The 13,290-nt window shown below is 73.3% G+C and carries 13 protein-coding genes; 5 read left to right on the top strand and 8 right to left on the bottom strand.

The genetic code is table 11. The annotated features are described in order from the left end of the window. Window positions 1-126 precede the first annotated feature (126 nt). Entirely contained in the window at window positions 127-645 is a 519-nt protein-coding gene (ectA, locus tag ABZ937_RS35455; protein WP_361698136.1) for a diaminobutyrate acetyltransferase, read from the bottom strand. 266 nt (window positions 646-911) lie between these two features. Continuing rightward, on the bottom strand, window positions 912-2,012 hold the full coding sequence (locus tag ABZ937_RS35450) for an aminotransferase class V-fold PLP-dependent enzyme (protein WP_361698134.1): 1,101 nt from the start codon (window positions 2,010-2,012) through the stop codon (window positions 912-914). Window positions 2,013-2,162: 150 nt separating this feature from the next. Here ABZ937_RS35450 and ABZ937_RS35445 point away from each other — a divergent pair, with 150 nt between their 5' ends. From ABZ937_RS35445 to ABZ937_RS35425, 5 genes are all read left to right on the top strand, one after another. Continuing rightward, window positions 2,163-3,011 (top strand): transporter substrate-binding domain-containing protein, encoded by an 849-nt coding sequence (locus ABZ937_RS35445; protein WP_361698132.1) that lies wholly within the window; start codon window positions 2,163-2,165, stop codon window positions 3,009-3,011. Continuing rightward, on the top strand, window positions 3,008-3,841 hold the full coding sequence (locus ABZ937_RS35440) for an amino acid ABC transporter permease (protein ID WP_361698130.1): 834 nt from the start codon (window positions 3,008-3,010) through the stop codon (window positions 3,839-3,841). The genes ABZ937_RS35445 and ABZ937_RS35440 overlap by 4 nt, the downstream gene beginning before the upstream one ends. Further along, complete coding sequence (locus ABZ937_RS35435) at window positions 3,838-4,632, top strand: amino acid ABC transporter ATP-binding protein (protein ID WP_361698128.1); 795 nt, start codon at window positions 3,838-3,840, stop codon at window positions 4,630-4,632. The genes ABZ937_RS35440 and ABZ937_RS35435 overlap by 4 nt, the downstream gene beginning before the upstream one ends. A gap of 18 nt (window positions 4,633-4,650) precedes the next feature. After that, complete coding sequence (locus tag ABZ937_RS35430) at window positions 4,651-5,742, top strand: amidohydrolase family protein (protein ID WP_361698126.1); 1,092 nt, start codon at window positions 4,651-4,653, stop codon at window positions 5,740-5,742. Window positions 5,743-5,887: 145 nt separating this feature from the next. Beyond that, window positions 5,888-6,796, top strand: a complete 909-nt coding sequence (locus ABZ937_RS35425; RefSeq protein WP_361698124.1) for an SCO1860 family LAETG-anchored protein — start codon at window positions 5,888-5,890, stop codon at window positions 6,794-6,796. A 178-nt stretch (window positions 6,797-6,974) separates the two neighbouring features. Here the strand turns inward: ABZ937_RS35425 and cobC are convergent, their stop codons facing one another. From cobC to cobM, 6 genes are read right to left on the bottom strand one after another with little or no spacing between them, the layout of a single operon-like run. Beyond that, window positions 6,975-8,039, bottom strand: a complete 1,065-nt coding sequence (gene cobC / locus ABZ937_RS35420; RefSeq protein ID WP_361698122.1) for an Rv2231c family pyridoxal phosphate-dependent protein CobC — start codon at window positions 8,037-8,039, stop codon at window positions 6,975-6,977. Then, window positions 8,029-8,961, bottom strand: coding sequence for a sirohydrochlorin chelatase (locus ABZ937_RS35415; RefSeq protein ID WP_361698120.1), 933 nt, complete (start codon window positions 8,959-8,961; stop codon window positions 8,029-8,031). The genes cobC and ABZ937_RS35415 overlap by 11 nt, the downstream gene beginning before the upstream one ends. Next, window positions 8,958-9,545, bottom strand: coding sequence for a precorrin-8X methylmutase (locus tag ABZ937_RS35410; protein ID WP_361698118.1), 588 nt, complete (start codon window positions 9,543-9,545; stop codon window positions 8,958-8,960). Before ABZ937_RS35410 ends, ABZ937_RS35415 begins: the two co-directional genes overlap by 4 nt. Next, window positions 9,542-11,233 carry a precorrin-3B C(17)-methyltransferase gene (gene cobJ / locus ABZ937_RS35405; RefSeq protein ID WP_361698116.1) on the bottom strand — a complete coding sequence of 564 codons (1,692 nt, stop codon included), beginning with the start codon at window positions 11,231-11,233 and terminating at the stop codon, window positions 9,542-9,544. The genes ABZ937_RS35410 and cobJ overlap by 4 nt, the downstream gene beginning before the upstream one ends. Next, on the bottom strand, window positions 11,230-12,462 hold the full coding sequence (gene cbiE, locus ABZ937_RS35400; RefSeq protein WP_361698114.1) for a precorrin-6y C5,15-methyltransferase (decarboxylating) subunit CbiE: 1,233 nt from the start codon (window positions 12,460-12,462) through the stop codon (window positions 11,230-11,232). The genes cobJ and cbiE overlap by 4 nt, the downstream gene beginning before the upstream one ends. Next, a complete protein-coding gene (cobM, locus tag ABZ937_RS35395; protein ID WP_361698112.1) occupies window positions 12,459-13,277 on the bottom strand; it encodes a precorrin-4 C(11)-methyltransferase in 819 nt (272 codons plus the stop codon). The genes cbiE and cobM overlap by 4 nt, the downstream gene beginning before the upstream one ends. Between the last annotated feature and the right edge of the window lie 13 nt (window positions 13,278-13,290).

Genomic DNA, 13,290 nt, shown 5'->3' with positions numbered 1-13,290 from the left:
TACATCCGGCTGCCCCGCGCGCGGTCGAAGACGGTGGGCCAGCCGCGGCAGTAGCTGCGCACCTCGGACTCAAGGGTCTCGAAGACGCTGAGGTCGGGCTGGGTGATGGTCACGGTGAATCGCTCCTCAGTGGGCGGTTGACGCGGTCAACGGGCCGATGCGGTAGAGGACTTCGGGATCGTGCGGGCCGTCCGGGAACAGGCCGGCGGGGAACAGCACCTCGCGGGTGACCCGTGCGCCGTGCCGCTCGGCGAACGAGGTGAACAGGCGCTCGGAGGCCGTGTTGCCGGGGGTGATGGTGGTCTCCAGCTCGGTGACGCCGTGGTCGGCGGCGAGCCGTGCGGCCAGGCCGTCCAGCAGCGCGGCGGCGATGCCGAGGCCCCGGTGGGCGGGGTCGACGGCCACCTGCCAGACGAGCAGGGTGCGCGGGCGGTCCGGCCGCAGGTAGCCGGTGACGAAACCGACCGGCTCCCCGTGCGCACCGCGCGCCACCACCGAGGTGTCGGCGAAGTCCCGGCACCACAGCAGATAGCTGTAGGACGAGTTCAGATCGAGGGTTTTCGACTCCTTGGCGAGACGCCAGAGTGCGGCTCCGTCGGTCGTCGCCGGCCGTTCGATGAGCAGTTCTGCGGGTGCGGCAGTCATGCGGCACGAATTTAGCGAGGTGAATTCAAGAATGCACGGGAGCCGTTGGAGGCGCTGCCGGGGACATTGGTGAAATGTCCGCAATGCCCCACGGCATACCAGGGCAAATCGCCGCTGTTGTGGAGTGTGTCACAGCCCGGAAACCGCAGGAAACCTGCCGGAAAACTCCCCCGTTTAGCTCTGCAAAAAGCGGGCAGAAGAAGATGGGAAGCTATCGTCCGGGGAATTGGCGGGAATTGTGAAAGAGAATTGAATTCTGGATTCGATCAGCGCCAGGCGTGCTCGATGGCCTGGCGGGCGGCGACCGGATCCACCGTCAGCCCCTTTTCCGCGAGAGCCGCGCCGAGGGCCGCCAGAGAGTTCTGGACGGCGCCCGGCGTCGCGTCGGGGCCGTAGTGGTTGACCCGGATCATCTCCTTGGCCAGGGCGCCGCCACCGGCCGCCAGCGGCAGTGCCGGGTCGCTCTCCAGGGCCCGCGCCACCAGCTCCGAGGCCACCACCCCGGACGGCACCCGCAGCGTCGTGGCGACCGGCGCCGCGTCCCGCTCCTCGTACACGTACGGCTCCAGGCCTCCGCCCAGGGCCACCGCCCCGGCCCGCGAGGCCAGCGCGGCGCGCCGGTGCCGGGCCATCACCGTCTCCAGCCCGTCCGCCTCGATCCGCTCCAGGCACGCCTGAAGCGCCAGCATCTCCAGCTGGGCGGGAGCGTGCGGCAGCGCCGTGCGCCCGGCGTCGATCCAGCGGTCCTTCCAGTCGAGCAGCGACAGGTAGGAGCGGCGCGGGGCGTTCGGGTTGGCCGCCATCCGGGCCCACGCCCGCTCGCTCACCGAGATCGCCGACACGCCCGCCGGGCCGCCCATCGCCTTCTGCGCCCCGATCACGCACAGGTCCACGCCCCACGCGTCCGGCAGCACCGGCTCCGCGCCCACCGAGGCCACCGCGTCCAGGTAGAACAGGGCGCCCTGCTCCCGCACCGCCTCGCCGATCTCCGCGACCGGGTTGGTGTTGCCGGTCGCCGCCTCGGCGTGCACCAGCGACACGAAGTCGATCTCCGGGTGCTCGGCGAACGCCTCCCGGACCTGCTCGGCGGTCACCGCCGTGTGGAAGGGGACCGAGAGGTCGTGCACGGTGGCGCCGGCGTCGCGGAGCCAGTTGCCGAAGGTCTGGCCGTACGGGCCGGTGATCACGTTCAGGGCCACCGTGCCCGGACCGGCCGCCGCGCGGATCGCGCCCTCCAGCGGCAGCAGCGCCTCGCCCTGCGTGATCAGGACGTCCTGCCGGGTGTCCAGCAGCCGGGCCACCCCGTCCTCGATGGCGGCGAAGCGCTCGGCACTCAGCGGGGGCAGGTCGAGGAAGGGGTGGGTCACGGCGGTGCTCTCTTCGCTCTCGGGGCGGGGTCGGGAAGGTCGACTTCACCGATCTTAGGTCGAAAGGCTTCGTAACCATGGGTTTGATTTGAGAGACTCAAACGATTCCTTATAATCGGAAGCCACAGTTCCCCCACAGGAGATCTCCCCATGAAAACGCTCGCAGGGCGCCGGGCCCGCCTTCTGGCCGCCACCACCGCGACCGCCGCACTCGCGCTCGTCGTGGCCGGCTGCTCCTCCAGCGACTCGGGGAGTGGCAAGACCACCGTCAAGGGCGTCCACCTCGCCAAGGCCGGTCAGCTGACCACCTGCACCCACCTGCCCTACCCGCCGTTCCAGTCGGAGATCGACGGCAAGGTGCAGGGCTTCGACGTCTCCCTGATCGACCTCGTCGCCAAGAACCTCGGCGTCAAGCAGCAGATCCTCGACACGCCCTTCGAGAACTTCAAGACGGGCGCCTTCCTGAACTCCGGCCAGTGCGACCTGGCCGCCGCCGGCATGACCATCACCGCCGAGCGCAAGAAGAACGTCGACTTCTCCGACCCGTACTTCGAGGCCACCCAGGCCGTCCTGGTCGACAAGAGCAGCGGCATCGACTCGCTCGCCGACGTCAAGGCCAAGGGCAAGAAGCTCGGCGCCCAGGCGCAGACCACCGGCGAGGACTACGTCAAGGGCAAGGGCTACGACCCGATCTCCTTCGAGTCCTCCGACGCCGTCCTCAACGGCCTGCGCACCGGCCAGGTCCAGGCCGTGGTCATCGACTACCCGGTCGTCCAGGGCTGGCTGAAGGACAAGGCCAACGCGGACAAGTTCAAGGTGGTCGACAACCTCAAGACCGGTGAGCAGTACGGCTTCACGGTCAAGAAGGGCAACACCGCGCTGCGCGAGGCCATCAACAAGGCCCTCAAGGACGCCAAGGCCGACGGCACCTACAAGAAGATCTACGAGCAGTGGATCGGCCCGTACAACGCCTCCGTGGCCTCTCCCGCCGCCTCATGACCGATACGGACGTACGACTCCAGCCGAAGAAGAAGGGCCTGACGCGACGCCAGAAGCGTCAGCTGTCGCGCGGCATCCAGTACGTCGTCTTCGTCGCCGCCGTGATCGCCGTAGCGGTCACGGCGGACTGGGGCCGGCTGCAGAACCAGTTCGCCCAGGGCGACATCGCCCGGCAGATGTGGCCGGACGTCATCACGCTGGCGCTGAAGAACACCGTGCTGTACACGGTGTCCGGCTTCGTCCTCGGACTGGCGCTCGGCCTGGTCATCGCGCTGATGCGGCTGTCCTCCGTGGGGCCGTACCGCTGGCTGGCGAGCGTCTACATCGAGATCTTCCGCGGCCTGCCCGCCCTGCTGATCTTCGTCTTCATCGCGGTGGCCGTGCCGCTGGCCTTCCCGGGCACGGAGATCCCGGGCGGCACCTACGGCAAGGGCGCCCTCGGCCTCGGCCTCATCGGCGCCGCCTACATGGCGGAGACGTTCCGCGCCGGCATCCAGGCGGTGCCCAAGGGGCAGATGGAGGCGGCCCGTTCGCTGGGCTTCTCGCCCGCCCGCGCGATGATCTCCATCATCATCCCGCAGGCGTTCCGGATCATCCTCCCGCCGCTCACCAACGAGCTGATCATGCTCTTCAAGGACTCCTCGCTGGTGCTGCTGCTCGGCGTGACCCTGGAGGAGCGGGAACTGTCCAAGTTCGGCCGGGACCTCGCCAGTACGACCGCCAACTCCACGCCGATCCTGGTCGCGGGCCTGTGCTACCTGCTGGTCACCATCCCGCTCGGCTTCGTCGCCCGCCGGCTGGAGGCCAGGGCCCAGAAGGAGATCAAGTGACCAGCCCCGAGATCAGCGTCCGGGACCTGCACAAGTCCTTCGGCGACAACCAGGTCCTCAAGGGCATCGACCTGGAGATCGGCCGGGGCGAGGTCGTCTGCGTCATCGGCCCCTCCGGCTCCGGCAAGTCGACGCTGCTGCGCTGTGTCAACCTGTTGGAGGAGCCCACCAAGGGCCAGGTCTTCGTCGGCGGCACCGAGGTGACCGACCCCGACGTCGACATCGACGCCGTACGCCGCCGTATCGGCATGGTCTTCCAGCAGTTCAACCTCTTCCCGCATCTGAACGTCACCGAGAACCTCACGCTGCCGCAGCGCCGGGTCCTCGGGCGGGACAAGGCGACCGCCGCCAGGATCGCCGCCGAGAACCTGGCCCGCGTCGGCCTGTCCGAGAAGGCGGACGCCTACCCGTCCTCCCTCTCCGGCGGCCAGCAGCAGCGCGTCGCCATCGCCCGCGCGCTCGCCATGGGCCCCGAGGTGATGCTCTTCGACGAGCCGACCTCGGCGCTCGACCCCGAGCTGGTCGGGGACGTCCTCGCCGTCATGCGCATGCTCGCCCAGGAGGGCATGACGATGATGGTCGTCACCCACGAGATGACCTTCGCCCGCGAGGTCGCCGACCGGGTCGTCTTCATGGACGGCGGCGTGGTCGTCGAGGACGGCAGCCCGGACCGGGTCATCGGCGACCCGCAGCACGAGCGCACCCGGCACTTCCTCTCCCGCCTGCTCGACCCGGCGATGGCCGAGGTGGAGGAGGAGACCTCCGACCAGGTGGGGAAGTCCGAGCCGTAGGTCGTTAGGGTGCAGTGCATGAGCGATGGCGCGGTGCTGCACGTGAAGGGGCGGGTCCTGGCGGGGCCGGACGACGTCCGTGACGAGCTGTGGGTGGTCGGCGGGCGGATCTCCTACGACCGCCCCGCCGGCGCCCGGGACATCACCACCGTCGACGGCTGGGCACTGCCCGGCCTGGTCGACGCGCACTGCCATGTCGGCCTCGACGCGCACGGCCCGGTCGACGCGGAGACCGCCGAGAAGCAGGCGCTCACCGACCGGGAGGCGGGCACCCTGCTGATCCGCGACGCGGGCTCGCCCTCCGACACCCGCTGGATCGACGACCGCGCCGACCTCCCGAAGATCATCCGGGCGGGCCGGCACATCGCCCGCACCCGCCGCTACATCCGCAACTACGCCTGGGAGATCGAGCCCGACGAGCTGGTGGCGTACGTCGCCCAGGAGGCCCGGCGCGGCGACGGCTGGGTCAAGCTGGTCGGCGACTGGATCGACCGCGACCTCGGCGACCTGTCCCCCTGCTGGCCCCGCGAGGCGGTGCAGGCGGCCATCGCCGAGGCCCACCGGCTCGGCGCCCGCGTCACCGCCCACTGCTTCGCCGAGAACTCCCTGCGCGACCTGGTCGAGGCGGGCATCGACTGCATCGAGCACGCCACGGGCCTCACCGAGGACCTGATCCCGCTGTTCGCCGAGCGGGGCGTCGCGATCGTCCCCACCCTCGTCAACATCGCCACCTTCCCCCGGCTCGCGGACGGCGGCGACACGAAGTTCCCGCGCTGGTCCGCCCATATGCGGCGGCTGCACGAGCGGCGCTACGACACCGTGCGCGGCGCCTACGACGCCGGCATCCCGGTCTACGTCGGCACGGACGCGGGCGGCTCACTGGCCCACGGGCTCGTCGCGGAGGAGGTCGCGGAGCTGGTCGCCGCCGGCATCCCGCCCGTCGAGGCCCTCTCGGCGACGAGCTGGGGCGCCCGCGCCTGGCTCGGCCGGCCCGGCCTGGAGGAGGGCGCCCCGGCCGACCTCGTGGTGTACGAGGCGGACCCGCGGGTGGACGTACGGGTGCTCGCGGCGCCGCGACGGGTGGTGCTCGACGGGCGGGTCGTCGAGTAGATGTACCCATGACTGCGTCTTGATTCGAATCGGCGTGCGTACGATCCACGTTTGAGTGAAGTGACCGAGGATCGCTGACCGTTCACCCACAGTGCGTACAAGGTTGACGGGTCCCAAGCATGTCCCGTCTGGGGGTCCCACCGCCTTGAACAGCAACAACTTCCGCATGTCCGCACGCCGCCTGGCCGCTCTCGCGACGGTCACCGCCCTCACCGCGGCGCCCGCGGTCCTGGGCGCGGGCGCGGCGCACGCGACCGGCGCGCACGGCCGCGCCTCCGCCGTCGTCCTGCGCACCGGGCTCGACGTGTCCCTGCTCGACAAGACCGTGAACGTCCCGCTCGCGGTCACCCTCAACGAGGTCCAGGCACCGCGGAGCGCCGACGAGACGGCGCTGTCCGCCCGGCTCGACGGCGTGAACGGCGGCAAGCCGTTCACCGTGCTCGGCGCGGACGTCGCCGAGGCCAGGGCCACGGTCACCGCGAAGCGCGCCGAGGGCTCGGTCCGGGTCGCCCACGCCGAGCTGCACCTGCCCGGCCTGCCCCTGCTGTCCCTGATCGAGGCCGACACGATCACCGCCAAGGCCACCTGCGAGGCCGGCAGGGCGCCGGCCGCCGCCGCGAACGTCCTCGGCACCGTCACCGTCCTCGGCAAGCGCGTCACCCTGACCGCCGGCGGCCCGACCGAGGTGAAGGTGCCCGGCGTCGGCGAGGTCCGCCTCGACCTCGCCCAGCGGACCACCACGACCCGCACGGCCGCCGCGACCGCCCTCGAACTCAAGGTCTCCGTCAACCCCTTGAAGCTGGGCGTCGCCGACGTCGAGGGCACGGTCACCCTGGCCAAGGCCACCTGCGAGTCCCCGACGGCCCCGCCCACCGGCAAGCCGGTGCCGAGCCACGACCCGGCCGCCGACGTCCGCCCGCAGGGCGCCCCCGCCCAGGCCGACCTCGCCGAGACCGGCGGCAGCTCGGCGACCCCGTACATCGCCGGCGGCGCGCTCGCCCTGCTGCTGGTCGGCGGGGGAGCGGTGACGGTGGCCCGCCGCCGCAGGGGCTGACGGCTCCCGGCCGCCCCCGTCCCGCGGGTCACCCCGGGCAGGGGGCGGCCTCCCGTTCGGGAAGGCCGGCCCGTCCCGGCCGGTCACCGCGTGCAGCGCGGTCAGCACGTTCTCCAGGTGCAGCAGCTCGCTGGGAAGCCTCGGCCTTTCCGCGGACGGCTTCCCGGACTTCAGCCTCTCAGCCGGGCGGAGCGAGTGCAGCGGACAGTGCCTTCAGGAAGGCGTTCGCTGTCGCCCGGTCCCGGACGGCGATCCGTACCCATTCCTCGCCGAGTCCCGGAAACGTGTCGCCCCGCCGTACCGCATAGCCAAGGTCCCGCAACCGTCGCCGTACCCCCGCCGCATCCGGCATACGGACCAGCACGAACGGCCCCTCCGCGGGCTCCGCCACCCGTACCCCGCGCGCGGCGAACTCCGACAGCCCCGCCACCAGGTGGGCCCGGTCCGCCGCGATGCGATGCGCCGCGTGCCCCGCCTCCGCCAACGCCCGAGACGTGACACACGCCTCGGCCGCGGCCAGCGCGGGTGTCGACACCGGCCACAGCGGCTGGGCCCGCTCCAGTTCGGCGATCGTCTCGGGGGCGGCCAGGACGTAGCCGATGCGCAGGCCGGCCAGCCCCCAGGTCTTGGTGAGGCTGCGCAGCACGACGAGGCCCGGCACGTCGGTCCGCCCGGCCAGCGCCTCCCGCTCACCCGGCACCGCGTCCATGAACGCCTCGTCCACCACCAGCGTCCGCCCGGGGCGGGCCAGCCGGGCGATCGTCTCCGCCGGGTGCAGGACCGACGTCGGGTTGGTGGGGTTGCCGATCACCACGAGGTCGGCGTCCTCCGGCACGGCCGCCGGGTCCAGCCGGAAGCCGTCCTCCTCGCGCAGCAGCACCCGGTCCACGGTGTGCCCGGCGTCCCGCAGCGCGGCCTCCGGCTCCGTGAACTGGGGGTGGACCACGACGGGCCGGCGGACCTTCAGCGCGCGGGCGAGCAGCACGAACGCCTCCGCCGCGCCCGCCGTCAGCAGCACCCGCTCCACCGGCAGCCCGTGCCGCGCCGCCACCGCCGCCCGCGCGGCCCGCCCGTCCGGGTAGGCCGCGAGGGACGACAGCGAGCCGGCGATCTCCTCCCGCAGCCACGACGGAGGCGTGTCCGCGCGGACGTTGACGGCGAGGTCGGTCAACGCCGCCCCGTCGTCCCGTACTTCGGCGTCCCCGTGATGCCGCAGGTCAGGTCCCGTGCCCTCAGTGCGCATGACTGTGCGAGTGCCCCCCGTGATGGTGATGCCCGTGCCCGTGGTGGTGGCCGTCGTCGTCCGGGTGGAAGTGCGGCTGCTGCGGCAGCCCGACCTTGTCCTCGAACCCGGGCAGCGCGATCCGGTACACGCACGAGTCGCAGTTCATCCGCAGATCGCCCTTGACGGCCTCCGCGTACCGCTCCATCACCAGGTCGAGCAGCTCCGGCTCGGGCCCGATGACGTCGGCCGACCGCACCTCGGTCTCCGGGTGCGCGGCGGCCCACCCCTCGGTCTGCTGCCGCACCCGGTCCGGCAGGATGCCGGTGAAGAGGAAGTACGGGAGCACGACGATCCGCTTCGCCCCCAGCGCCACGCACCGGTCCAGGCCGCTCGGCACGTCCGGCGCGGCCAGCGACACGAACGCCGTCTCCACCCCGGCGTACCCGCGGCCCTCCCACAGCAGCCGCGCCGCCTTGAACACCTCGGCGTTGGCGTCCGGGTCGGTGGAGCCGCGCCCGACGAGCAGCACGGTGACGTCCGCACGGTCCTCGGGGGTGCGGGCCGTACTGCCGAGGACCTCGTCCAGCCGCCGCTCCAGCACGTTCAGCAGCGCCGGGTGCGGGCCCAGCGGGCGGCCGTAGGTGTACGAGATGCCCGGGTGCCGTTCCTTCTCGCGGGCCAGCGCGGCCGGGATGTCGCCCTTGGCGTGCCCGGCGGACACCAGCATCAGCGGCACCGCGGCGAACCGCCGTACCCCCTGCTCGACCAGCTCGGTGACGGCCTCGCCCAGCGGCGGCGGGGACAGTTCGATGAAGCCGCCCGCGACGGGCAGCTCCGGGTGGCGGCGCCCCAGCTCCCGGACGAAGTCGCGGAACGCCTCGGCTCCGGCGTCGTCACGGGTGCCGTGTCCGGCGATGAGCAGGGCGGGCGGGGTGGTCACAAGGTCTCCTCAGACGAAACGGGGTGGTACAGCAGGGCGTTCAGCGCGGCGGACGCGACCGCCGACCCGCCCTTCTCGGACACGTTGCTCACGGCGGGCAGCCCGCTCTCGCGCAACGCGGCCTTGGACTCGACCGCGCCGACGAAGCCGACGGGCAGACCGATGACGAGGGCCGGGGCGGCGTCCAGGGTGAGCAGCTCCTCCAGCGCGGTCGGCGCGTTGCCGATCACCCAGAGGGCACCGGGGCCGACCTGCTCGTAGGCGAGCCGGATCGCGTGCGCCGACCGGGTCAGACCCGGCCCGGCCACGGCGTCCCGCAGCCGGCAGACGGTCTCGCGCCGGGTGATCCCGGCGGCCACCATCTCGACGTCCACGACCACCGGCGCCCCGGCGTGCAGCGCCGCGTGCGCCGTCTCCAGCTCGCCCTCGTCCATGACGAGATCGCTCGCGTACTCCAGGTCGGCGGCGGAGTGGATGACCCGCTCCACCACCGCCCGGGTCAGCGGCGGGAAGTGCGAGGTGTCCAGGCGGGCGCGCAGCCGCCGGTAGGACTCCTGCTCGATCGGGTGGACGACGCGGTTCACTTCGCCCCCTCCTGCGACGCCTGCCAGCGGTACCCGCGCGGCGTCACCATGCGCCCCGCGATCTGCCGGGTCGCCGTGTTGCCCACGGTCACGACCGTCATCATGTCGACCGTCGCCGGGTCCAGTCCGGCCAGGGTCGTGACCCGGCTGGACTCGTCAGGCCGGGACGCGTTGCGCACGACACCGACCGGCGTCTCGGGCTCCCGGTGCCCGGCGAGGATCGCGAGCGCCTTGGGCAGCTGCCAGTCACGGCCCCGGGAACGCGGGTTGTAGAACGTCACCACGAGGTCCGCCTCGGCCGCCGCCCGCACCCGCCGCTCGATGACCTCCCACGGCGTGTGCAGGTCGGACAGGCTGATGGACACGTGGTCGTGGCCCAGCGGCGCGCCCAGGATCGCCCCGGCGGCCAGCGCGGCCGTCACCCCGGGCACCCCGACCACGTCGATGTCGTCCGACGCCTCGGCGAGCGCCGGGGAGGCCATGGCGTACACGCCCGCGTCGCCGCTGCCGATCAGCGCCACGGCCTGCCCCTCACGGGCCTCCGCGACCGCCGTACGGGCCCGCTCCTCCTCCGCGCCGAGCCCCGACTCCAGCACCCGGGTGCCGGGCCGCAGCAGATCGCGGATCTGGTCCACGTACTGGTCGAGCCCGACCAGCACCGAGGCCCGCCGCAGCTCGGCCGTCGCGCGCGGGGTGAGCAGGTCCCGGGCGCCCGGCCCGAGCCCGACCACCGCGAGCCGCCCGCGCCCCGGACGCCGCACCACGGCACAGGTCGCCATGGCCGGCTGCCCGGCCGACTTCCGCTTCGGGACGAGGAGTTCACCGCCCCGGACCAGGGCTGCGGCCTCGGCGACCGACGGGGTGCCGACGGCCGCGAGCGGCGCGTCCGACGGGTTCGGCACCGCCACGCCCGCCAGCTCCTCGGCGGAGTACGTCACCAGGGGCACCCCGAGCCGCTCGGCGGCGGCCACGATGCCGGGCTCCTCCGCCTTGGCGTCCACGGTGGCCAGCTCGGCGACCGACTTCGGCGAGAGCCCCGCCTCCCGCAGCGCCGCCTCGACCAGGGCGAGGACCTCCTCGGCCGGCGCGCCCTTCGAGGCGCCGACCCCGACCACCAGCGACGGCGGCCGAAGCAGCACCTCCCGCTCGCCCGGTGCGACGGCCCGGTCGGTGAGCCGGATCGTGTACGGCCCCTCGGGTGCGACCGGCAGCGGCGGCAGCGGCCACGCCACCTCCGCCTCCAGCGCCACCGGTTCGCCGTCCAGCAGCGCCCGGGAGACCACGGCGACCGAACCCTCGTACGGCAGCCCGAGCGTGTCCAGGCCGGGCAGCCCGACGGCGTCCGTCGCGGTCGTCACCACCGGCTCGGCACCGAGCACCTCGCCGACCTCGCGGGCCAGTTCATTGGCGCCGCCGCCGTGCCCGCCGACCAGCGACACCGCGAACCGGCCGCCCTCGTCCACGCACACCACACCCGGGTCGGCCGCCTTGTCCCCGAGCAGCGGCGCGAGCAGCCGTACCACCGCCCCCGTGGCCAGGAAGCACACCAGCTGCTCGCACTCCGCGAACGCGGCCCGCACGGCCTCCCCGACAGGACCCTCGTACACCCGCACGCGCTCGGGCCAGGCCGCGGCCAGCCGGTCCCGCGCCGCCGCACCCGCCGCGGTGGCGGAAATGAGGCCGATCACTGGGCAACTCCTTCACTAGACGCCGGGGTGCGCACGCCCCACAGCAGAAACACAGGATTGGTGGCCGCCAGCCGGGTCACGTCCCCGGGCAGCGGCGCCAGGCGCGAGGACTGGAGCAGCACCCCGTCGCAGGTGAACCCGGCGCCCGTCAGCGCCTCGCGGGCCGCCGGCACCCGGTCGAGCGCGGCCATGGCGACGACGACCGTCCGCCGTGCCCGCCGCGCGCACGCGGTGACGACGGCGGGCAGCTCCCGGCCCCCACCGCCGACGAACACCGCGTCGGGATCCGGCAGCCCGTCCAGGACGGACGGCGCCGACCCGTGCACCACGTCCACGTCCACGCCGTGGGCGGACGCGTTGGCACGGATCCGCTCGACCCCGTCCGCCGCCTTCTCCACGGCGACGACGGCCGCGCCGAGCCGCGCGCACTCCACCGCGACCGAGCCCGACCCGGCGCCCACGTCCCACACCAGGTCGCCGAGGCGCGGCCCCAGCCGGGCCAACGCCAGCGCCCGCACCTCGAACTTGGTGATCATCGAGTCCCGGTGGGCGAACTCGTCCTCCGCCAGCGCCCAGCGGGCCGGCGCCCGAGGCACCCCGGCGACCGTACGCACCGCGCCGAGCGCCCGCGCCTCGTCCAGGCACAGCACGACACTCACCGCCGTACCCCAGTCCCGCGCCGCCGCCTCGGCGGCCGTCACCCGCTCCACGCGCTCCCGCTCCGGATCGCCGAGCGCGCTCGCCACGACCAGGACCCGGTCACCGGGCAGCGCGGCGCCCAGCTCGGCGGGGCCGGCCCCCGGTCCGGTCAGCACGGCCACCTTGGGCCGCGCCCGGCACACGTTCACCGCCGTCCGCAGCTCCCGGCCGTGCGCGCTGACCACGACCGCGTCGTCCCAGGGCAGCCCGATCCGGGCGAACGCGGCGGCCACGGAGGACACCCCCGGCCGCACGTCCAGCAGACCGGACCCGAACCGCTCGGCCAGCACCCGCACGATCCCGAAGAACCCCGGATCCCCGGAGGCCAGCACGACGACCGGCAGCTCCTTGCCGACGTACTCCGCGACGGCGTCCAGGGCGGGCGCCAGCGGCCCGAGCACGATCCGTTCGGCGCCCTCGGGCAGCCGGACGGCGTCCAGGTGCCGCCGCCCGCCGACCACCAGGGCGGCCCCGGCGAGGACGTCCGCGGGCACCGGCGCCCCCGTCCCCGCACCGACGACCGTGATCAACTCTTCGCCCTCTGCTCGCGCAGCGCCCGCCGCGCCTGGGGGTCGGCCTTCCGGTAGCCGTGGAAGTGCCCCGGGTGGTACAGGTGCGAACGCGTCCCGTGGGCGTCCAGCGCCGGGCCGACCAGGAACAGCGTGTGCTTCCAGAGCTTGTGCTCCTTGACCGTCTCCTCCAGCGTGCCGATCGTGCACCGCACGACCAGCTCCTCCGGCCAGGTCGCCTGGTACGCGATCACCACCGGGGTGCTCGTGGGGTAGCCGCCCTCCAGCAGCTCCCGCACCAGCTGCCCGCTGCGCGCCGCCGACAGGAAGATCGCCATGGTGGTGCCGTGGCGGGCGAACTCGCGCACCTCCTCGCCGGGCGGCATCGGCGTCTTGCCCCCGCCGAGCCGGGTGAGCACCACGGACTGCGCGACCTCGGGGATCGTCAGCTCGCGCTGCGCGAGCGCGGCCACCGCCGAGAAGGAGGACACGCCCGGGACGACCTCGGTCGCGATGCCGATCTCCTGGCAGCGGTCCAGCTGCTCCTGCGTGCCGCCCCACAGGGCCGGGTCGCCGGAGTGGATCCGGGCGACCCTCAGCCCTTCCTCGAACGCACGTCGGTACACGGCGACGACGTCCTCCAGGGACATGGTCGCCGAGTCCAGGATCTCGGCGCCCTCCCGGGCGTGTTCGAGGACCTCCGCCTGGACCAGGCTCGCGGCCCAGATCACGACGTCGGCCTCGGCGATGGCCCGCGCGGCCCGGAACGTCAGCAGGTCGGCGGCGCCGGGGCCGGCACCGACGAAGGTCACCTTGCCGGTGGGGGCATCGGCCATGGGAATCGGTCCT

It is taken from the genome of Streptomyces sp. NPDC046727, from assembly GCF_040645635.1.
Taxonomy (GTDB): domain Bacteria; phylum Actinomycetota; class Actinomycetes; order Streptomycetales; family Streptomycetaceae; genus Streptomyces.
This window is presented reverse-complemented; position numbering and strand designations above follow the sequence as displayed.